This is a genomic window from Macellibacteroides fermentans, from assembly GCF_013409575.1.
Classification (GTDB): domain Bacteria; phylum Bacteroidota; class Bacteroidia; order Bacteroidales; family Tannerellaceae; genus Macellibacteroides; species Macellibacteroides fermentans.
The window spans coordinates 302,669-323,833 of record NZ_JACCCY010000003.1; the positions used below are offsets into that span (position 1 = coordinate 302,669).

18 protein-coding genes are annotated in these 21,165 nt (G+C 38.0%); 6 read left to right on the top strand and 12 right to left on the bottom strand.

Annotation, left to right across the window (positions count from 1 at the left end):
* The first annotated feature begins 5 nt into the window (after positions 1 to 5).
* The 3 genes from pstA to phoU are packed head-to-tail and all read left to right on the top strand — an operon-like array spanning position 6 to position 2,413.
* Positions 6 to 893, top strand: coding sequence for a phosphate ABC transporter permease PstA (pstA, locus tag F5613_RS10700; protein ID WP_068184496.1), 888 nt, complete (start codon positions 6 to 8; stop codon positions 891 to 893).
* A gap of 14 nt (positions 894 to 907) precedes the next feature.
* The gene (pstB, locus tag F5613_RS10705; protein ID WP_179400019.1) at positions 908 to 1,660 is read left to right on the top strand and encodes a phosphate ABC transporter ATP-binding protein PstB; all 753 of its coding nucleotides are present in this window, start codon (positions 908 to 910) and stop codon (positions 1,658 to 1,660) included.
* Between the two features lie 51 nt (positions 1,661 to 1,711).
* Complete coding sequence (gene phoU / locus F5613_RS10710; RefSeq protein ID WP_179399742.1) at positions 1,712 to 2,413, top strand: phosphate signaling complex protein PhoU; 702 nt, start codon at positions 1,712 to 1,714, stop codon at positions 2,411 to 2,413.
* A 106-nt stretch (positions 2,414 to 2,519) separates the two neighbouring features.
* On the opposite strand, the gene F5613_RS10715 is transcribed toward phoU, so the two are convergent.
* The 10 genes from F5613_RS10715 to F5613_RS10760 form a co-directional block, all read right to left on the bottom strand.
* On the bottom strand, positions 2,520 to 4,958 hold the full coding sequence (locus tag F5613_RS10715) for a glycoside hydrolase family 95 protein (protein WP_179399743.1): 2,439 nt from the start codon (positions 4,956 to 4,958) through the stop codon (positions 2,520 to 2,522).
* 51 nt (positions 4,959 to 5,009) lie between these two features.
* Entirely contained in the window at positions 5,010 to 6,857 is a 1,848-nt protein-coding gene (locus F5613_RS10720) for an ABC transporter ATP-binding protein (RefSeq protein ID WP_179399744.1), read from the bottom strand.
* A 509-nt stretch (positions 6,858 to 7,366) separates the two neighbouring features.
* Positions 7,367 to 9,310 (bottom strand): hypothetical protein, encoded by a 1,944-nt coding sequence (locus F5613_RS10725; protein WP_179399745.1) that lies wholly within the window; start codon positions 9,308 to 9,310, stop codon positions 7,367 to 7,369.
* A 10-nt stretch (positions 9,311 to 9,320) separates the two neighbouring features.
* On the bottom strand, positions 9,321 to 11,621 hold the full coding sequence (locus F5613_RS10730; RefSeq protein WP_179399746.1) for an O-antigen ligase family protein: 2,301 nt from the start codon (positions 11,619 to 11,621) through the stop codon (positions 9,321 to 9,323).
* 12 nt (positions 11,622 to 11,633) lie between these two features.
* A complete protein-coding gene (locus F5613_RS10735) occupies positions 11,634 to 13,010 on the bottom strand; it encodes a TolC family protein (RefSeq protein ID WP_179399747.1) in 1,377 nt (458 codons plus the stop codon).
* A gap of 7 nt (positions 13,011 to 13,017) precedes the next feature.
* The gene (locus tag F5613_RS10740; protein WP_179399748.1) at positions 13,018 to 13,677 is read right to left on the bottom strand and encodes an ABC transporter ATP-binding protein; all 660 of its coding nucleotides are present in this window, start codon (positions 13,675 to 13,677) and stop codon (positions 13,018 to 13,020) included.
* 6 nt (positions 13,678 to 13,683) lie between these two features.
* On the bottom strand, positions 13,684 to 14,748 hold the full coding sequence (locus tag F5613_RS10745; protein ID WP_179399749.1) for an efflux RND transporter periplasmic adaptor subunit: 1,065 nt from the start codon (positions 14,746 to 14,748) through the stop codon (positions 13,684 to 13,686).
* Between the two features lies 1 nt (position 14,749).
* Positions 14,750 to 15,991: an ABC transporter permease gene (locus F5613_RS10750; RefSeq protein ID WP_179399750.1), complete on the bottom strand. Its 1,242-nt coding sequence runs from the start codon at positions 15,989 to 15,991 to the stop codon at positions 14,750 to 14,752.
* 15 nt (positions 15,992 to 16,006) lie between these two features.
* Positions 16,007 to 16,534 (bottom strand): hypothetical protein, encoded by a 528-nt coding sequence (locus F5613_RS10755; protein ID WP_179399751.1) that lies wholly within the window; start codon positions 16,532 to 16,534, stop codon positions 16,007 to 16,009.
* 13 nt (positions 16,535 to 16,547) lie between these two features.
* The gene (locus tag F5613_RS10760; RefSeq protein WP_179399752.1) at positions 16,548 to 16,859 is read right to left on the bottom strand and encodes a stage II sporulation protein M; all 312 of its coding nucleotides are present in this window, start codon (positions 16,857 to 16,859) and stop codon (positions 16,548 to 16,550) included.
* A 119-nt stretch (positions 16,860 to 16,978) separates the two neighbouring features.
* On the opposite strand from F5613_RS10760, the gene F5613_RS10765 reads away from it, so the two are divergent.
* Positions 16,979 to 18,145 carry an IS4 family transposase gene (locus F5613_RS10765; RefSeq protein WP_179398356.1) on the top strand — a complete coding sequence of 389 codons (1,167 nt, stop codon included), beginning with the start codon at positions 16,979 to 16,981 and terminating at the stop codon, positions 18,143 to 18,145.
* Between the two features lie 21 nt (positions 18,146 to 18,166).
* Here the strand turns inward: F5613_RS10765 and F5613_RS10770 are convergent, their stop codons facing one another.
* Positions 18,167 to 18,418, bottom strand: coding sequence for a stage II sporulation protein M (locus F5613_RS10770; protein ID WP_179399753.1), 252 nt, complete (start codon positions 18,416 to 18,418; stop codon positions 18,167 to 18,169).
* 549 nt (positions 18,419 to 18,967) lie between these two features.
* A complete protein-coding gene (locus F5613_RS10775; RefSeq protein ID WP_179399754.1) occupies positions 18,968 to 19,252 on the bottom strand; it encodes a hypothetical protein in 285 nt (94 codons plus the stop codon).
* Positions 19,253 to 19,544: 292 nt separating this feature from the next.
* Between F5613_RS10775 and F5613_RS10780 the strand changes: the two genes are divergently transcribed.
* Both F5613_RS10780 and F5613_RS10785 read left to right on the top strand, forming a co-directional pair.
* Positions 19,545 to 20,489 (top strand): IS110 family RNA-guided transposase, encoded by a 945-nt coding sequence (locus F5613_RS10780; RefSeq protein ID WP_179399755.1) that lies wholly within the window; start codon positions 19,545 to 19,547, stop codon positions 20,487 to 20,489.
* Positions 20,443 to 20,799, top strand: coding sequence for a hypothetical protein (locus F5613_RS10785; RefSeq protein ID WP_179399756.1), 357 nt, complete (start codon positions 20,443 to 20,445; stop codon positions 20,797 to 20,799). Before F5613_RS10780 ends, F5613_RS10785 begins: the two co-directional genes overlap by 47 nt.
* Positions 20,800 to 21,165: the final 366 nt, after the last annotated feature.

The window sequence follows — 21,165 nt, forward strand, 5'->3', positions numbered from 1 at the left end:
TACATATGACTCCTATAGAAAAATTGGGCAATGTGAATAACAGGAAACGATGGTCGCAAAAAATTGCTTTCGGATTCTTTACCTCACTTAGCTATTTGGTTGTTCTCATTCTGTTTGTCATACTCGGCTTTATCATCATTAAAGGTGCCAGTGTGATTAGTTGGGATTTCCTAACCAAATCACCCGAGGAAGGTATGACTTCCGGAGGTATCTATCCCGCCATCGTGGGAACATTATATCTGGTATTGGGAAGCAGTCTGATCAGTTTCCCCATTGGAGTAATGAGTGGGATCTTCATGAATGAATATGCAACAAACGGTAAAATAACCAAATTCATACGAATCATGACCAATAACCTCAGCGGTGTACCCTCTGTTGTATTTGGTTTATTCGGGATGGCACTATTTGTAAATACTTTGGGATTTGGCGACTCAATCATCGCCGGATCGCTTACCCTTGCTCTATTGTCTCTACCGTTGGTAATACGTACCACCGAAGAAGCGTTGAAAAGTATTGACGATTCATTCCGTCACGGCTCTCTAGCATTAGGTGCTACCAAACTGCAGACCATCCGCAAGGTAATACTACCAATGGCTTTTCCCAATATCATCACCGGTCTGATTTTGTCTGTCGGACGTGTTTCGGGAGAGACTGCCCCGATTCTTTTCACGGTTGCTGCCTATTTCCTGCCACAGCTTCCGGGAAGTATTTTCGATCAGTGTATGGCATTGCCTTATCACTTGTATGTTATTTCGACCAGCGGAACCGATGTAGAGGCATCCAGGGGGATGGCTTATGGCACCGCCCTGGTATTGATTGCCATTGTGCTGATTGTAAATCTACTAGCCAATGCACTCCGTTCTTATTTCGCAAAGAAAGTTAAAATGAACTAATGTCCACAAAGAATATGATCAAGATTGATACTCAAAATGTAAATTTCTACTACGGTGACTTTCACGCGTTGAAAAACATCTCGATGAAAATTGAATCGAATACCTCAACAGCGTTTATCGGTCCGTCGGGATGTGGTAAATCAACCTTTCTCCGGTTGTTTAACCGAATGAATGATTTAATTTCCGGAACACGTCTGGAAGGGACTATCCAAATTGATGGCCGAGACATATATGCTAAGGGAGAAAAGGTAGATCAACTGAGAAAAAACGTTGGCATGGTATTTCAAAAGCCAAATCCATTTCCCAAAAGTATCTACGAAAATGTAGCTTATGGTTTACGGGTTAATGGTATTAGCGATGAGAACTACATTGAAGAAACGGTTCTGAAAACCCTTCAGCAAGCAGCTTTGTGGAATGAAGTGAAAGACAAGTTAAAGAAAAGTGCCTTCGAACTGTCGGGCGGTCAACAACAACGTTTATGTATTGCCCGTGCACTGGCCATCTCGCCATCCATATTGCTTATGGACGAACCGGCATCTGCCCTTGACCCGATTTCAACAGGCAAGATTGAAGATCTTATCCATGAATTGAAAAAAGAATATACGATTGTAATCGTTACACACAATATGCAACAAGCCGCACGCGTTAGTGACAAAACCGGCTACTTCTATCTGGGTGAGTTGATTGAGTTTGGCGATACGCGAAAGATATTTACAAATCCGGAGAAGGAGTCGACTCAGAATTATATCACGGGACGCTTCGGTTGATCTTTTTGGCATTCATTTCAAAGTAAGGATTATCCCATAAACAAACGCATCATGAAAGTAATAGAAGAGGAAATAAATGGATTAAAGGCAAGCATAAGCCAAATGTGGGCATTGGTACACCAGCAATTGTATAATGCAGGGGAAGCATTGCTGACCGGCGACAAGGAACTGGCCTTTAAAGTGATGAACAGGGAACGAAGGGTAAATGCTTTTGAGCTTAAGATAGACAGTGATTGCGAAGATATTATTGCTCTGTATGCTCCGGTAGCCATCGACCTTCGCTTTGTATTGGCCATGTACAAGATCAATACCAATCTGGAACGTCTCGGCGACTTTGCCGAAAGTATCGCCCGCTTTGCCGGAAATTTACCGGACGGTGAGCCTATCGATCCGGAGCTTATTAAGAAAACACGTATTGAAGAGATGCTCAAGGCTGTGTTGGAAATGATGTCTCTCACAAAAGAGGCCTTCGAAAAAGAGGATTCCTCCATTGCATCCGGAGTATTTGCGAAAGACGCCGTGGTTGATGAGATAAATCACGCTTCGGCTTCATTGATTGCCGATTTTATTGAGACTCATCCGGGAAGTGCATTGTCAGGTATTTTTGTATCGGGTGTGATTCGCAAGCTCGAGCGTTACGGAGATCATTGTACAAACATAGCGGAAGAACTTATATTCTATTTGGATGCCAAGGTGATGAAGCATTTGGGAAAAGTAGATCAGAGTCTGAATCTGACAGACGATAACGCCTGATCAAGGTCCAAACAGAACAACTTATAAATAGAGAGTCCCGGTTATCGATTAACCGGGACTCTCTTATTTATAATCTTATCAAAGTTTATTCTGGAGATACGTAAACTTAAAAGATGAAATCTGCAATATCACCTTTGCTCATTGTAAGAGACAATATACCATCGCTAACCGGCAATGATTTAGATTCGCCGTTTATCTTAACACTTAGTTTTGGTGCATGCGCTGGCATCTTAATTTTAAATGTATTGTTTACATCTGCCCTCAGGGTTGCATTATCCACCCGGTTGTTTGTCCAGTGTACATCCATCTCTGCTCCTCCCCGAACTTTCAAGCCTCTGAAACTACCGTTTTTCCATACAGAAGGTAAGGCTGGCAACAATTCGATAATACCCGTCTGACTTTGAATCAGCATTTCTGCAATTCCGGCAGTTCCACCAAAATTTCCATCAATTTGGAACGGAGGATGCGCACAGAAGAGGTTCGGGTAGGTTCCGCTTCCAAAGCCTGAATACTCAGGCTCGTCTGCCGACTTCAGGCAAGGCCTGAGTAAATCCGACAACAGTTTATGAGCTCTGTCGCCGTCGTGCAATCGAGCCCAGAAGTTTACTTTCCATGCCATAGACCATCCCGTACTTGCATCACCTCTCTTTTCAAGAGTGGCACGGGCTGCCTTAGCCAGTTCCGGCGTTTGAGAAACGGAAATTTCATTTCCGGGATGCAATCCATACAGATGTGATACATGGCGATGTGTTACCTCCGCCTCTTCGTATTCATTCAACCACTCCATGATTCGTCCGTCTTTCCCTATCGTTGTAGGCATAAGCTTATCTCTTTTAGCAGCCAGCTCCTGAACAAATACGCTATCCAATCCCAAGATCTCAGCAGCCTCCATCGTATTTCCAAAAAGTTCACGTATCAACTGATTGTCCATCGTGGAGCCGGCCGAAACAGCTACAACACTTCCATTGCTCATCCTGAAATTATTCTCGGGAGAGGTGGTAGGAGCCGTAACCAGATACCCATTCCTGGGATCTTCAACCAGCATATCCACAAAGAACAGAGAGGCTCCCCGCAATACCGGATACACTTCAGCCAGGTATTTTTTATCCATCGTAAAGAGATAATGATGGTACAGATGCTGACAAAGCCATGCGGCAGATGTATTCGTTGCACCCCACGAAGGATGCTCTCCCGGAGCGGTAAATTCCCACAGATTTCCTAAGATATGCGTAACCCATCCACGCGAATTATAAAAGACTTTGGCCGTCTGTTCACCACTGGAAACCTGTTTTTTGGTCCATTCAATCAGCGGAAGGTGTAATTCAGAAAGATTTGTAACCTCTGCCGGCCATAAATTCATCTGCAGATTAATATTAAGGTGATAATCTCCGTTCCAGGGCGTACGAACAGTATTACACCACAATCCTTGTAAATTGGGGGGCAACAGACCTTCACGGGTGGAAGAGATCAACAGATAGCGACCAAACTGAAAGTAAAGCGCCATCAGGTCCTGATCCTGTTTTGTTTTGTTGAACTCTGTCAGACGCTTGTTTATGGGCAACTTCGATGCAGCACTCTCACCCAGATTCAGATCTACCCTGTTAAACTTCGGATAGTAGGCTGCGATATGGTCATCCTTAAGTTCGTCAAAACTTTTTCCTTCTGCTTTATCTATCAAAGCAGACAGTTGGTCAGGAACCTGATGTCCGAAATAATTGGTGGCCATAGAGATCAGAATGGTTGCTTCCGTCGCATCGGTTATGGTAAGTGAGCTATCGGAAGTCACGATGTCACCGTTCTGAGGAAGGATTACACGTACACGTGCCCCATAAAGCGGTCCTGCGGTGTCCGTTCCGCTGGCTAATTCTCCCTGCATGATCAGGTCGTTTCCTTCCGTTGAAACCCGGTAACGTTCGGGACGGTTCATCTTTATGGTAAAACCAAGTTTACTTTTTTCGCTGGCAGACAAATGGATCACCCCTAAATCGTCGGCAAAAGAGGTAAATACTTCCCTCGCATACAGTACATTTCCTCTTTTAAAAGAGGTTGATGCAACCGCATCATTCAGATTGAGCGCCCGTTTATATTGTGAAATGGTATCTGTTTCATTGGGATACTGGTATTCAATCACCAGATTACCCAGAAGCTGGTAGCTTCCATATGGCGTATCGGCTCCATTTCCCTGACCGCTTCCCTGGCCTTTGCACACAAAGGTTTTATACATGAGAGACTGTGCTTCGTCGTTTTTCCCTTCAAACAACAGCTTCCGGATCTGAGCAAGCGATTTGTAGGCTTCCGGATTATCTGTGTCCTGTTTACTTCCGGACCACATGGAAATTTCATTGAGAACAATGTTTTCTTTGTTTATTTGTCCATCCGGCATCAATCCAATCCTTCCATTTCCCAAAGGCAGCGTTTCTTCCCATACTTTTGCCGGTTTATCAAAAAAATAACTCCAGCTTTTACCCGGAGGTGCTTCCATTTGTTTACATCCGCCCGAAACTATCATAACAGCGGATAAGATTAGTAAGATTGTTTTTTTCATGACTTATGTTTTCTGTTACTCCTAAACAAAATATTTACACACAGCAGATCCTCAGAACTGCTGCATGTCACAAAGCTTCTTATAGAAGCCGTCCAATACCAGCAATGCATCATGTGTGCCCCGTTCTACAATTTCGCCGCCGTGCATCACGCATATTTCATCTGCATTGCGAATGGTAGATAAGCGGTGCGCTATCACAATCGTGGTACGATTCTTCATCAGGTTCTCAAGGGCTTCCTGTACCAGTCGTTCCGACTCGGTATCCAAAGCAGAGGTAGCCTCATCCAGGATTAAAATGGGAGGATTCTTTAGTATGGCACGGGCAATGCTGATGCGTTGTCGCTGGCCACCCGACAATTTGCCCCCTCTGTCGCCAATATTAGTTTCGTATCCCTGTTCGCTTGCCATGATAAATTCATGTGCATTGGCAATCCGGGCTGCCTCTTTAACCTGCTCCAATGTTGCATTTTTCACCCCGAAAGAGATATTATTGAAGAACGAATCATTGAAAAGGATGGCCTCCTGGTTTACATTACCCATCAACCCGCGTAAATCATACAACGTACTTTCACGGATATCCGTTCCATCGATGGTAATAGAACCTTCGTTAACGTCGTAAAAGCGAGGCAGGAGGTCGACCAACGTACTTTTTCCCGAACCCGACTGACCTACCAGGGCCACAGTCTTTCCTTTAGGGATGGTCAGATTTACATTTTTAAGCACCCAGTCGTTCTGATATTTGAACCATACATTCTTATATTCTATCTGCTTTTGCAAGGAAATTGGTTTCGGATCTATCGGATCATTGATATCACTTTCTGCTTTCAGTATCTTATCCACACGCTCCATGGATGCCAATCCTTTCTGTATGGCATAGACCGATTTGGATAAATCCTTTGCAGGATTGATAATACTATAGAAAATTACCAGGTAATAAATAAATGTGGGAGCATCGATGGGGCTATTATTGGCCAGAATCAATGTTCCTCCGTACCATAACACAATCACAATGGTTGCTGTTCCCAAAAACTCACTCATGGGGTGTGCCATTTGTTGGCGGCGGTATATTTTCATCGTTGTACGACGAAATATATCATTACTCTTTTCAAATCTGTTCCTTATTTTACTTTCTGCATTAAAAGCTTTGATGATACGGAGACCGCTTAACGTCTCTTCGATCTGCGACATCAAATCGCCCCACTGCTGCTGTCCGAGTAACGATTTGCGTTTTAATTTTTTCCCCACCTGTCCCATAATGTAACCAGCCAAGGGCAAAAGAACAAGTACGAAAACGGTTAGTTGCCAGCTGATCAGTATCATCCCGGTCAGGTAAATAAATATTAGAATAGGATTCTTAAAGAGCATATCCAGCGAACTCATGATCGAGTTCTCAATCTCGTTCACATCTCCCGAAATTCGGGCAATGATATCCCCTTTTCGCTCTTCAGAAAAGAATCCAAGGGGTAATTGCGTAATTTTATTATTGATCTGATTTCGTATATCTCTCACAACTCCTGTACGGATGGGTATCATATGGAAGAATGCCAGATACATGGTAGCCACCTTTAGGAAAGTCATTATCACAAGGAATACTCCCAACACGATAAGGGTAAATGATCCGCCCTCGGTCTCGATCAGATTGGTAATATACCAAAAGAAATTATTCTTTCCAGCCTCTGCCAGCCCTTTCCACGATTCCCATGATGAAGGTTCAAAACTCCATGGCATATAAGTGTATACCTCTTCGTTTATCTTAAAAAGAATCTGAAGAATAGGAATAATCAATGCAAATGAAAATAAATTAAGTATCGCCGACAGAACATTAAATACAATGTTCCATACCATATTCGATTTATAGGGAGGCACAAAACGTTGGAGTATCCGTATGAATTCTTTCATGTTTTACATATGTTTAAATTGGGCGCAAGGTACTCATAATCCTTTTATCGGACAATATCAACCCTGCGAATCTGCTACAATATAAACATTTAGGGATAAGTTTACATAACTATTTTGAGTATATTGTCAATTAATAGTATCTTAGTGGCAAAATAACACCAAGTATTTTTAAACTTAAAACTCATAACATGAAACACGGATTCCTTATTTATCTATTATTTGCATTTTGACAAGATATAACAGGATGCATTATATGTTTTTGTAATTCAGATATTTACAATAGAGCTTAGGGCGAAGTGCTAACGGATTTGCAACGTGGTGTATTCTGCTGATTGCTTTTGGTTACGTAGCATATTTGCCCGTTGTAGCGTTCCTTGCTCGTGAAGACAAAGATACAAAAAATGGATGAATTTACAAGAAATACACCCATATATTTGACTTAGTAACGTTTGACAATACAGTCATATCAAATCGTAACTTTTACAATATACTATATCATCCACGATAGTTTACCACCAGACTTGCTTTCCGTTTTCTATTGTAAAAATTCGCTCCTCAACCCCTTTTGTATGATTCTTTAATAATAAAAGAACGTTTTGTGGTACTTCATAGTTGAGAAAATAATTAGAGGCAACTCTTCTACCTAATGAGATCCATTTGTTATCCCAGTAAAACAACTCATAATCCTCCCCCTGCATAACCTCATTATCATCAGTACGTGACGAAAACCGGACTTCATGAATCTCACTTTCGTTATCAAAGCAAAAGGTAAAATGCGCAGTATAGTTTTCACCTTTATACTGCCATGTCAACAAATCTCCATCAAATATTTTTTCGCCACAATTATTCGTATTTTTGTCCACTGAGACTCCTGATATCTTTTGCTCTTGTTTATCAAAGAACTGTAATTCTGCGATTCTGACTATAACCTCATGCCTAGGTATAAAACGAACATATTTGAATTTTTTTCTGTTTTGAATTTTTATTGATTCAAGTGGATGTTCTTGTACCTTTTCTATGACACAGATTATTTCAGAATCAGAAAAGTCTGGTTGGTTTGCAGCTTCAACAACTCCTCCAACAAGCGCTTTTTCTGAATCTGCCAACTCTGGATTTTTGGGATATTTCCTAAATAATCGAATATTCTCTTTGGTTTTATGCGGTACTAAATGCTTTATATTACCTAGTGTATCTAAAATAAAAGGGGCGCTGGCAGGATGAATACCAGTGTATGAGCAAATCGTAGGTAGATAGACTATGCCATGACCCTCATCTATATACTTTATCATTCGATTATTATCAGAAGGCAATAAACCTCTTCCTATATTTTTAAAAATAGCTTCATCCTCTTGCCTTTTAGCATAAGCTATAGGAGTCCACTCTTTGTTGTTAAATGTCGAAAGATATATGTAGTTTACATTGTGAGAGCTAACCCCATGGATAACAAGTGTTGAAGTAGGCATATTATATTGATCTGTCACATCAATAAGATCTTGATTTGAAAATAATTGAGGTACATTTTCCCAAAATTTAGGACTCATTTGGGGTTGCAGCTCATATGTTTTTCGGTATATTTTTGACACTTTGTATTGAAAGTCATTTTCTCCTTCCCCATTAAAATATATTCCCTTTGACTTATTCTTCGGCAATATCACAGAAGCCCACATATGAGATCCTTTTCTATTAGCCCAAGCAGGAATCATGTCTATTGCACAAGGGACTCCTCGTGAACGATTATTGTAGATTATCATATGAGCTATGTGTAAGCAAGAACCAACTCCAATTCTTTTGATATCTTCATATCCAAATGGAGCAAAAAAATAATCCATTCCAATATTATAACGAATAAATGAGTGATCTGCAACTCTTCTTGCAAACTCATATATACTAGTATTTTCTTTTATTGAGTCCTCTGAAACCATTTGATCATTTGTCGCTTTAGAGCGCCAACTACCAATATCTTCATTACTAATTTTATGAGGTAAAACATAATTGCAAAAATCACTAAATGTATAGTTCTTATGCCATTTAGAAGTATTCCATGCTTCAAATGCATCATCTATATTTTGAATTATAGTATTGGATTTTATGTTTGCTAAATCAAAAACTTTACGATACTGTTGAGGGTATCTAGCCAAAACGGAATCAATTGTTTTCGCAAGTATACTATATTGAGGATCCCAACTATATGGATCTTCTAATTTTTTAATATAACTCAATAACGAATCTTTATTCTGTTTATTCAGGAATATAATGGACTCTTTTCTTATCATATTTTCAATCAAAAACATTGCTGCATTTAGTTTGATTGTGTCATCCCGATAATGCTCAATAATTTTTTCTATTTCTACACGGTTTTCTTTTGATATTCGAAGTGCATTATTATATGAAGCATTATTATTCGAACAAGCTGTGATTAGCAGAAATACTGCAATAAATAAAAACCTATCCATAATTATCTATTTAATTTAACTCTATCATGGGTGAGAAATACTCTTGTGCGTTATATGGGAATGTTTCTTGTGCTATATGACTATAGGAGTAAACTGATTTAAAATAAATTGACATATAAGTATTTGATTTTGTTACATCCAGCATTTTCTTGTAATAGTCTAGACAAGCTTTATCCTTCTTTATTGAGTATATCTTATATAAACGGTAGAGAACAAGTCTGTCTACCTTATCTAATAGATGTGCCTTTTGATAACATACTTTAGATTCAGTCAAATTACCGTTAGCTATGTGAATATCCCCCAACATAAGCCATGCTCGGTTAAGGTTTGGAAGTTTTTTGACTACATCAGCCAATATAATATTAGCCTTGTTCTGTTCATTCAAAAACATATATAATTTGGCTAACTTTGATCTGGAAATGATATTTAAAGAATCTTTCTCAATGATTGTTTTAGCATTTTGGACTACCGTGTAGGCAGATATGGAATCACGCTTGATATAGTCATTAAAGAAGATACTCTCTGTTATAAATGGAGATGCGGCGATCGCTTTGGAGTAATATTGCTCAGCGGCATTTTTGTTTTGTAGAAACTCCAAGCACAACCCCAAACTTAACATATTATTGTAATTGGCAGGGTTAACAGCCATTGCATGATTGAAAGATGCCATAGCATCCGTATAATTACCTTTTAAAATATACAACCACCCTAAATTTTGTAGAAACAAAGATTCGCACGGGGCAATATCAGATGCTCTTTGGGTGAATGTGATAATTGAATCTATCCGCATTGAATCATATAACAATGGAGCTACTCCTAATGCAAATTGCTTGTAATTAATAGTATCTTGCTCTGTAACTAATAATAAAGCAAGATTTGAGAAGACAACAGGTGAGTTGATCTTGGCAGTATCTATCGTTGAGAATAATTCGTTAGCTTGTTTTTTATTTGAAATATGTGTCATTGCCACACCTCGCTGATTCAGATTGATATATTTATGGGTTATACTGTAAAAATAGAATGAAAATAGATATATCATCATTACTACAATGATGGCTATATCTAATATGCGTCTCTTGCTTACAAATAACCTACTTGATGAATGAGCTACTATAAATAACCACATAGTAAACACCAAGAATACAAATTGGTTATCAAATAACGTAGAGAAACCAAACTCTTTAACACCCATTGCTATAAATAATGATGAGATAATTATATTAGCAAACTTTTTGTCGTCGTTATCTTTTTGTCTTATTCTACATACAATCAAATAGACAATCATAACGATCAATAATCCATATAAAATAATTCCGACAATACCTTTCTCTACAAAAATTTGAAGATAACTATTGGTCACCTTGATGGTATAAGGGATCTGATTCTTATCAGAAATAATCTTGTTAGCTTGTTTAAACCCACTTGCACCAACACCAAATAGAGGCTGTTCTTTAATTACATCTAAACTGCGACTCCATTGATCAATTCTGCCATTTGTACTCATTTTTTGAGATACGGACGTATTATGGGGCAACATCTCAAAAAGAGGTTTTCTTATAGGGTACAGTGCTATTATAAACAACACCAAAAGGGTAATTAAAGACTTTCGACTAAACCTAATTATCTTGAGACGGTATATTTTTGCTAAAATATGCATAGATAACAGCAGCACCATTACCGCAATATAAGCTCCTCTTGAGAAGGTCAGTATCAATGCGTACAACCCTATTGTGAAGAGAGCGAGTGGGTATAGCCTCAACCTATCAGGTATTCTCACTACAATCAATAGTGGGGAAGGCAACAGTAGCAATAACAATAGCCCCCAATCATTAATTAAGACACTCATTGGGGAAAACAAGTATCGTAGCGATATTAATTCATTTAAACCAAAACCACCGTCTTCAATAGTTGCTGTAAAAAACAGAAAAGAGATAATGATAACTATCGAACATAACAACAGCAATCCGGAAAAAAGATAATATATTACAGTGTCATTCCGAACTATGGTTTTACGCATTAAATAATATACTAAAATTGCAGCTGGAACAAACAGACCTCTGTACAATGCAACCTCGTGGTTGGCAACTAGCAGCGGATTTATTATCTCGTAAATAAAAATTACAACCAGACAAAAATCAATACCGGAGATTGGCGATTTGACCACTTTTCTCTTACAATACATTGATATTATTAAAAGAGGAACAACAACATAAGCTGTCATATATGGAAGTGATGCTCCGAAAAGTATCGAAACAGCTACAACACCCATGATCAGAAGAGATGTTAAATATAGTATATCAACATTTTTCATAACGTCCTAATTCTAATATATACATTGAGTATAGTAAAATTTAAGAATTTTGAGCTTTAACAAATACTCGTACTTAGCTCTACTTAACTGCGCCTCAGATATTAGAATATTGTTCTTGGCAATTATGTAATCTGTTATGGTTGTTAATCCATTGTTTAACTTATTCTCTGCATATGACACAATTTTCGTCCCATGGTCTACCGCAGCCATTGAGGTACTATACTTTTCTTTTGCCGTTTGAACATCAATATAGAGTTTGCGGACTTCATCTTTGACATTCTTTTCCACATTTTGAACCTCGTATTGTAATTGTTTAAAGTTGTTACGTGATAGTTGGATTTTCTTTTTTACATGAAACGCACTCAAAATCGGGATATTCAAATTAAACCCAAAGATTGCCGTTCTGTTATCGTATATCTGATTTATAAATGGATAATTTTTATAAGCAATGGCTCCATCGACAATAATCGGAGTCCCATTCTCGTCAAAAGCAACTTGTCGGCGAGTACTCGAGTAAGAACTTGAATAAGACGAATTAAAAGATAAAGACGGATATAGATCTGACTTAGCTATTTTTATTGCATACTTGGCAGATAGAAGTTTCTGATTTACCACCTCAATTTGTGGTAGTGTCATTGCCGAATTAATGATGTTTTCTATTGAGTTTTCCAAATACATGTCTGTGTCATCATCTTGTATTATATCAAAACCGTCAGTATTGTCGATATTGAGTAAAGAACATAAATCAACTATCGAAGCCTGAAGCATTCCTTTGGATTCTGTCAGTGAGTATATCTCATTTTGCTGCTGCATTAATAGGTTCTGCAGTTGTTCGTCAGGTGCTGCTCCTTCTTCCACCAAACGGCTCATTTTGGCAATACTGGCGTTGGATATGTTGATTTGATTCTCTATCGAGGCGATTACCTCTTTATTCAGCAGAATATTGTAGTAAAATCTTGTAATGCTTAGGGATATGTTGTTTTTTAATACTTCTACCTCTATTTCAGATACTTTAATTTCGGATAATGACCGCTTTACTGTATAGTATTTTCTAAATCCGTCAAAAATTGTGGTTCCAATATTTGCACTTATGTTAGTTGAATTAACATAGGTGTTTTCGATGAAATTATAGGTTGTCGGATCCAAAGAGCGCCCCATACTTAATTGATATCCTGATTGAATCCCGCCATCGGGGATATAACTAAGTTTCGCCTGCTGAGAAACTATTTTAGTTGCTTCAAGACCTAAATTACCCTGTTTGATAGATACATTGTTATCCATTGCAAAATCTATACACTCTCGCAAAGTCCAAACTCTTTGTTGAGCCGATATATTCTGATAAAACAGAAATACAAAAGTAAATATGGCTAATGGTTTAAGTAAGTTCATATTTTTTTTATTCAATCTGACCATCAGTGATTTTAATAATACGGTTTGTTTGCTGCGCTATCCCAATTTCATGTGTAACAATAATCATTGTTGTACCCTTTTTATTGATCTCTTTCAAAAGATTTATCACCTCAATAGCAGTGGACGAATCAAGTTGACCCGTAGGTTCATCGGCAAGTATCAAAGAGGGTTTTGCAATCAATGCTCTTGCGATTGCCACACGTTGCTTCTGACCTCCTGATAGCTCATTTGGGAAGTGCGTAGCCCAATCTTTCAACCCCAGCATATCTAACTGCTCAATTGCTAATATATTCCTTTGTTTACGGCTAATTCCTCTATAATAAAGAGGCAGAGCAACATTTTCAACAAGATTCTTATATGCTATCAAATTCGAAGATTGAAAAACGAATCCCAGCAATTTATTTCTGTAATATGCTCTTTGCTGCATTGTCAATCCATTAGTTGAAATGCCATCAATACAATATTTTCCTTCATCAAATCTGTCTAATAAACCAAGAACATTCAAAAGTGTGGACTTACCGGAGCCGGAAGCACCCATAATTGAGATCATCTCCCCATTTTCAATAGAGAGGTTAATACCTCGGAGTACATGTAGACTAGTATACTGAGTGATGTATGATTTATGTATATTCTGCAATTCAATCATTAGACTCTAATCAATAATTACCTGTTCATTATCGGAAATACCACTGATAATTTCAGTAAAAGTTCCATCCGAAATACCTGACTCAATAACTCTAAGCATAGCTTTACCTGTCAGTGTGTCTAAAACATTCACATATATTGAATCCTTGCTGTATTTTATGTATTTCTCCTCTATGGATAGCCGATTATTCTTTCTAGCAATAACTATCTCCGCAGAGGCGGAATAACCGGAACGAAGGGTCGGCATGTTATCTGTTATATCAAATTCAGCATTTAGTAAATACTTCATTATACCGTTTACGGAACTCCCTTTTGCCGATATTTGAGTGACTACGGCGTCGGTGGAAATATTATCATAAGCATTAAAAGTCAGGGATATGGTATCTCCCATCTCTATATGCTGCAAGTGATGCTCTGCAATATATGCCGTGAATTTAAATCTATCCATCTGAGCTATAATCGCCAAGGTTGTACCCGGATTGTAGTTATTGCGTTCGATAACCGAAGAGCCTGTCTCAATGGGAATATCTATAATTGTTCCTGTTGTACTTGAGACAACTAGGTTTGATATGTTTTTTGACCTAATTTCACCCTTCTTAACGATGTCTAATTGATTTTTAGCTGAACTTAACTGCTCTTTAATCTGCATAAAATTCTTATCGACAGCTTCCATTTCCGATGCAGAAATAGTATTCGATTCATACAGACGTTTCGCACGACTGTATTCGACTAACCTTGCATCATATTCGATCTGGGCACTATTTACACTGCTCTCTAAACGTTCTATTTCTGAAATATTCGGAACTAAACGAATTGATGCAATAGGCGTTTGCAAGGTTACCTTATCTCCAATTTTCACATATAGCTCTTCTAAAATTCCAGACAATTGAGATTTAACCTCTATCTCTTTTAATGGATATACGTTACCTGAGATATGTATTACTTCTGAAATGTCTCGTTTCTGCGGTAATGCAGTTCGGTATATCTCCTCTTGCGAAGAAGTTATTCGGTAAGCAATGAATCCAATCACGGAAACGAACAAAAGAATGGCGATTATATTGAATGCTTTCATATTAATTTCTATTTTCGTATCTTATTGCATCAACAGGCTCTACTCGAGACGCATTAACAGCCGGAATCATACCTGCTATAACACCTGATATTACCAGAATAATTAGTGAGGCGACAGCCACTGGAAGCTCTAAAATTGTCTTCTCCAACAAAACATTATTTGAAGATATTGATAGCAGCCAATCAATGAAAAGTAGGGTAAACTTACCCATCAATAAGCCTATAACCCCAGAAACTGATGTAACTATAATAGACTCTAATAGTACCAAATTCATTATTGATCGGGGCATTGCGCCCACCGCCAAACGAATTCCTATCTCATTAGTACGTTCTTTAACTGCCACAAACATGATATTTCCAATGCCGACTATCCCACTGATTAAAAAACAAATTCCAATAGCCCAAATGAAAATTTTCACCCCCTTGAACAGACTTTCAAATGAAGAGGTTTGGGTTTCGAAATTGGCAATATATAGTGCCTGAGTATCATCTTCCGAAAATTCAGATTTATTTGCGATATAACTCCTGAGACTATTTTCAAATATTTTACTATCAGTATCGCCTTTCAAAGAGAGGCAAAACGAGGGGAATTCTCTATCGTTACTTAACTCTTTGAAATATGATGTAATTGGAATATATACAGAGTTAATCTCAGAGGCACCAAAGATATTATCGTTCTTCAACACTCCAACCACTTTATATGATACTCCGTTAATATCAATCCAATTATTCTCTAATTCTATATTGTTCGAAGACAATGTGTTTACGACATTCTTCCCCACAATAGCGATATTTCTACTGTTGATTATATCGGAACTATTTATATTACGTCCGCTACTGTTAACCGTCAATATCTTTATTCGCATATAATCAGCATCCACTCCCAATATGCGATAATTTCCACTTTTTTGATTGCTCTGTATCGTGTAATAACCCGAAATTTCTGCAGATATCGCATCTATTTCATCGAATCGTTTTCCCAATCTATCAATGTAATCACTATCAAACTTTATAATCCGACCTTCATTTAAATTGCCATATTTCTTTGCTGTACTCCCTCCATACACATAAATACTCTTCTGTGCAAATATGCTGAACATATTCATTACCGCATTCTCAAAGCCATTACCTGCACCCAACAGAATTACAAGAATAAATATACCCCATGAAACACCAAACCCTGACAAGATAGCCCGAACTTGATTGTGCTTAATGGAGTAAAATATCTCGCGGAGTAGTTCCATCGTAAGTGAGCGGATTTATAACAATACTCTAAATAGATAAGTTAGCGCTACTATCAATAAAAGCGGAGTAGTTATAGCTAATAATGCTTTAATCCAATCAATGGAGCATGAAAATTTAATTACTCCAATGTAAATCAAATATAAAACAATAGCAGAAATATTTGTGGCGTTAATCATTTCAGCTACATTGTTTTTGCCATACATAAAAATAGACGCAATGATGATGATAGCACTAAAAGCAAATGATATAGAGCTTATTTTAAGCGTTTTAGATAAGTTGAAGGATACTGCACCAAAGATAATTGCGGAGAAACTAAACACTACGCCTAACAACAACCATATAACATATCCCATTATGAACGCAACCGAATATGAAACAGACAATATGGTATTTCTTAAGGACGAATATATTGATAAAGACAATTCTGTATTAAGAGACATTAACTCCATTTGAAAAAGCAACATTGATGAACCATATATTCCGACAAGCAATATCGGAATTAAGTAATTTTGAGAAGAAAATTTTTCTAAAAACAGTCTCATATATTTCGTTTATTTAGAGATTAACAGTAATAAACACCTCTACAAATGCAGCCAAAACGATCACACAGCACACTGTCAATATATTAATTATCAGCAGTTTGTATTCATTTATAGTTGGCATTTGGTGTTTGCGTATTATTAAAATCAGTTTTCGGGCTATCATAAAACCAATCATTGCTGACCACCATATCGCAACTAGCTCAAAACTATGGGGCAGAGTGTATTTTGCCATAAAATCAAGAGAAAATCCAGCAGAATAGAGTTGACTGTATGTTGAGCCGAAGGCGAATCCATTGAATAGCATCGATAATACTATTGGTATCATTGCTGTCCCATTAAAATCTAAAATAGTTCTTTGAAATATTTGAAATTTAGTTAGTTATAGAGATTTTTCGAGCGCGACGATTTCAATTGATAACTTTGCAGCCCATAATAAAGGCTGCAATGAATAAAGAGAAATATGTGTTTGCCCAGTTGATCTCATTTCTGAATGAAGATAAATTCCGACGTATTGTCAACAAGTTCCAAGGGAATCGTTACATCAAGCATTTCACTTGCTGGAATCAACTACTTTCTTTGATGTTCGGGCAACTCTCCAATCGTGAAAGTTTGAGAGATTTGATTATCGCTCTTGATGCCCATCACTCTAAATGTTATCATTTAGGAATAGGAAGGAATGTATCAAGATCATCTCTGTCAAGAGCCAATCAAGATAGAGACTATCACATCTTTGAAGAGTATGCCTACTACCTGATAAACGAAGCAAGACAAAAGCGAGCCACGGAAATCTTTAAACTTGGAGGGAACATCTATGCCTTCGATTCGACAACCATTGATTTGTGCCTGGCCGTATTCTGGTGGGCAAAATTCCGCAAGAAAAAAGGTGGTATCAAAGTACATACACTATACGATGTGGAAACACAGATACCTGCATTCATTCATATCACTGAAGCGGCAGTACACGATTCAAAGACAATGAAAGAAATCCCTTATGAATCTGGTTCTTACTACATCTTTGACCGGGCTTATAACAATTTTAAGATGTTGTATAAGGTTCATCAGATTGACGCATTCTTCGTTGTCAGGGCAAAGAAAAACCTGCAATACAAATCCATCAAATGGAAACGCAGACTCCCCAAGAATGTACTTTCAGATGTGACAATCGAATTGATTGGTTTTTATCCCAAGCAATACTATCCCGAGCAGTTCCGGCTTGTAAGATACTGGGATGAAGAACAAAAACGAGAGTTTGTATTTCTAACCAATGCGATGCACATTTCTGCTCTTCAGGTGGCTGAACTTTACAAGAACCGCTGGCAAGTAGAGTTGTTCTTCAAATGGCTGAAGCAGCACCTCAAAATCAAGAAGTTTTGGGGTACTACCGAAAACGCTGTCCGGGTTCAAATCTATTCAGCCATATGTACATACTGCCTGGTGGCAATCGTTCAACACGATATGCAACTGGATAGAAGTACATACGAAGTTCTTCAAATATTAAGCATTTCATTGACTGATAAAACTCTTCTTCGAGACCTCTTTGATAAAACTAAATTTCAAAATGACAAAGAACGATTTGGACCAAATGGGCCAAATTTATTTAATTATAAATAACGTCCTATTTTTAATGGGACACTAGTGTATTGGTATACCAAATAGAACCCCGCCAATAATATTAATTGCTGCAACTTTCAAATTATTTGAAGCAATTAATATAAAGGCTTTGACATTATTATCTGAAGACAAAGCCTTGACTATATCTTGTTCTATGCCATGATCCGTATTAAAAGAACCATCAGCATTAGAAGTGCTCAATACAACTCCTGCCATAGCCCCAACAACCCAGATTAAAAATGCTACTCCAAAATATTTAAGCGATACTTTCATTCTAAATTTGTATAAATCAACAAAAAGAGAGTGACAACCTCAAATTTCGTGATTGTCACTTTCCTTGTTATTTTTCTGGAAAAACATCCCTTAAATACAAGGTATTCCCTCTCTTGCTGTAATATAATTAAGAAATAACTGATGTTTAAAAACAGCTAATATCCGTTTCGCTAAAGTTTTACTTTCGACGAAATGAATTGTACTACTTTAGTTAAATCATCAGGCGAAATGTTTTTAATCATTCTATTTCTGTCATTTGATAGTAACAAAGTAATGTTATTATTCTCAACTTCAAAAGAGCGAATGTCTCTCCATTGTTCTTTCCATCCTAAATTATACCTGATTCCAACATCGTCCATTACAATGCTTCTTGGGCTGGACAAAAATGCAAATAGAATAAAGAGGAGTAATACCGTACTTTCCAAAACTCGGGTATCGATAGTTATTAACAAAGAAAGTAACAGCAGAAGTATTATTTTAGTAATAATACCTATACTATATCTATTATGCATAATAAAGGACTCTAATAAAATATGCATGATACAAATATTATAAACCGACACAAGCGGTAACAGCCCAATATCCCCAACCTACAGGATTTGTTGTAGTTGCATAAGCATGATATGCTCCATTTATCGCCATACCGGCAGCCGTTGCTCCCAAAGTTTCCGCAGCTGTATTCCACGCTCCGGAAGCTCCACCTTCAGTTTCTCCTGCCACATATCCACAACCAACAGCAACCTGCTGCGCAGCACTTTGTTTTTCAGAAATCGCACTCATCGATGCAATAGCAACGCTAACAAAAAGCACAAACATTACCGCTACTTTTCTCATTTCTTTTAAAGATAAATTTTTCATAATCATCAATAATTTGAAGTTTGACATTAAAGTGTCAAATATTATTTTCGTTAATTGTTACAACAATCGAAAATGAATCATTCAACATCTTGGCAGCAAATATATATAAAAAAACGACTTTGAAAATTTTTAGCTAATAATTTCACATTTGTACCACAGCTCTTTCATTTAAAAAAGTATGAAACATCCATGACAAGAAACTTGTCGCCAGAGGTGATGTAAATTGTGGGTTATAGCTACCTTTGTTTGGTAACTAATGAAGATAGCCATGAATACAGTAACATTTCCCAGCTTCGTATCGCGTGGTTGCGGTATTGACATCCACAAGAAAGTGGTGGTAGCGACAATTAACGGTGAGGGTATTCGTAAGGAGACCCGCGAGTTCAACACTTTCACGAGTTCTTTGACAGCATTGAAAGATTGGTTATTGGCAAATGAGATTACCCATGTTGCCATGGAGAGTACGGGTGTTTATTGGAAGCCTGTTTATAACGTTTTAGACCCTTCCGGTTTGACTGTCTGGATAGTGAATGCCCGTCACATTAAGTATGTTCCGGGTCATAAGACCGACAAGGCTGACAGTGCTTGGATTTGCAAGCTTTTACTTGCCGGTTTATTAAAGCCGAGTTATATTCCTGCTCGTGAGCAGCGTGAACTTCGCGACTTGACCCGGTATCGCACCAAGCTTATACAGCACATTTTCTCCGAAAAGAATCGTACCATGCGTATTCTTGAAGATTGTAACATCAAACTATCCAGTGTTCTTTGCGACACCAGCGGAGTTACAGCTACCAAATTGATTGATATGATTTGTGCAGGTAAGTCCATCACCATGGCTGACATCGAACAGGTTTATCACGGTAAGCTAAGTGCATCCAAAGAGGATTTGTATGAGTCTTGTAACGGTTTGGTGGAAGAACATCACATCTATATGCTTGGTATTATCCGTCAGGACATTGAGCAAACGGAGCAGATTGTAATGAAGTTGAATGAACGTATCAAGAAGATGCTTTCCGTTTACGAGAATGTACTGGAATTGCTCAAAAAGATTCCGGGTTTAAGCACAAAGACCGTTGAAGACCTTGTGTCTGAGATTGGTTTGGACATGAGCACTTTTCCCACGGAAAAACATTTGGCTTCCTGGGTGGGCATGTGTCCGGGTAACAATGAAAGCGCGGGTAAAAAAAAGCGGACGCATAACCCACGGCAATAAACAGGTCAAATCTGTAATCACAGAAGCTGCCTGGGCGGCTACCCGTACCAAAAATACTTTTTATTCGGCAAGATACCATAGACTAGCAGCCCGCAGAGGCAAGAAAAGAGCATTAATTGCTGTAGGACATTCGATCCTGAAGTCGGTTTATCATATCTTGAAGGATGGACAGGATTATAAGGAACTGGGAGCCGAGCATGTCAACAAGGGGGTAGAAAAGAAGCGTAAAGCTTACCTGAAAAAGGAGTTGGAGAATCTGGGGTATGATGTTAACCTTGTGGTGAAAGAAAAAATCCCCGAATCCGCTTGACGGAATAATTTAAGGTCGATTTTTACTGGAACCCGCTATTTACGGATAGCAAAGAATCCGAGTATGAAACTGACTTCAACAGCTAAGCGGCAAAGACTGTGACGCCAAGAGCACGTGTATGAAATTTTAAATCCTTAGCTGTTTTTACATAAAAATGCCGATAGCCAGCATGCATTTGCCAAACCGACAAGTGCTGTTCTTTCTTTTGTCTGAACTCAAAATAATTTATCAACAAATGTTTTATAACGCTCCCTGACAGTGGGGAGCACAACTTAATTTACGTATGAAAAATTCAATATTCCTGATAGATTGTATCTTAAACTATTGCTTATCCACTTATTTTTAATTGGTACAGATCGAAACTTT

What these genes read in the sequence shown, in the direction of transcription:
- F5613_RS10740 (WP_179399748.1), bottom strand. Translation starts at nt 13,677, where the DNA reads ATGATTGAATTGCAGAATATACATAAATCATACATCACTCAGTATACT.
- F5613_RS10750 (WP_179399750.1), bottom strand. Translation starts at nt 15,991, where the DNA reads ATGGAACTACTCCGCGAGATATTTTACTCCATTAAGCACAATCAAGTT.
- F5613_RS10785 (WP_179399756.1), top strand. Translation starts at nt 20,443, where the DNA reads ATGAAAGCGCGGGTAAAAAAAAGCGGACGCATAACCCACGGCAATAAA.
- F5613_RS10755 (WP_179399751.1), bottom strand. Translation starts at nt 16,534, where the DNA reads ATGAGACTGTTTTTAGAAAAATTTTCTTCTCAAAATTACTTAATTCCG.
- F5613_RS10775 (WP_179399754.1), bottom strand. Translation starts at nt 19,252, where the DNA reads ATGAGAAAAGTAGCGGTAATGTTTGTGCTTTTTGTTAGCGTTGCTATT.
- phoU (WP_179399742.1), top strand. Translation starts at nt 1,712, where the DNA reads ATGAAAGTAATAGAAGAGGAAATAAATGGATTAAAGGCAAGCATAAGC.
- F5613_RS10725 (WP_179399745.1), bottom strand. Translation starts at nt 9,310, where the DNA reads ATGGATAGGTTTTTATTTATTGCAGTATTTCTGCTAATCACAGCTTGT.
- pstA (WP_068184496.1), top strand. Translation starts at nt 6, where the DNA reads ATGACTCCTATAGAAAAATTGGGCAATGTGAATAACAGGAAACGATGG.
- F5613_RS10765 (WP_179398356.1), top strand. Translation starts at nt 16,979, where the DNA reads ATGAATAAAGAGAAATATGTGTTTGCCCAGTTGATCTCATTTCTGAAT.
- F5613_RS10730 (WP_179399746.1), bottom strand. Translation starts at nt 11,621, where the DNA reads ATGAAAAATGTTGATATACTATATTTAACATCTCTTCTGATCATGGGT.
- F5613_RS10745 (WP_179399749.1), bottom strand. Translation starts at nt 14,748, where the DNA reads ATGAAAGCATTCAATATAATCGCCATTCTTTTGTTCGTTTCCGTGATT.
- pstB (WP_179400019.1), top strand. Translation starts at nt 908, where the DNA reads ATGATCAAGATTGATACTCAAAATGTAAATTTCTACTACGGTGACTTT.
- F5613_RS10780 (WP_179399755.1), top strand. Translation starts at nt 19,545, where the DNA reads ATGAATACAGTAACATTTCCCAGCTTCGTATCGCGTGGTTGCGGTATT.
- F5613_RS10715 (WP_179399743.1), bottom strand. Translation starts at nt 4,958, where the DNA reads ATGAAAAAAACAATCTTACTAATCTTATCCGCTGTTATGATAGTTTCG.
- F5613_RS10720 (WP_179399744.1), bottom strand. Translation starts at nt 6,857, where the DNA reads ATGAAAGAATTCATACGGATACTCCAACGTTTTGTGCCTCCCTATAAA.
- F5613_RS10735 (WP_179399747.1), bottom strand. Translation starts at nt 13,010, where the DNA reads ATGAACTTACTTAAACCATTAGCCATATTTACTTTTGTATTTCTGTTT.
- F5613_RS10760 (WP_179399752.1), bottom strand. Translation starts at nt 16,859, where the DNA reads ATGATACCAATAGTATTATCGATGCTATTCAATGGATTCGCCTTCGGC.
- F5613_RS10770 (WP_179399753.1), bottom strand. Translation starts at nt 18,418, where the DNA reads ATGAAAGTATCGCTTAAATATTTTGGAGTAGCATTTTTAATCTGGGTT.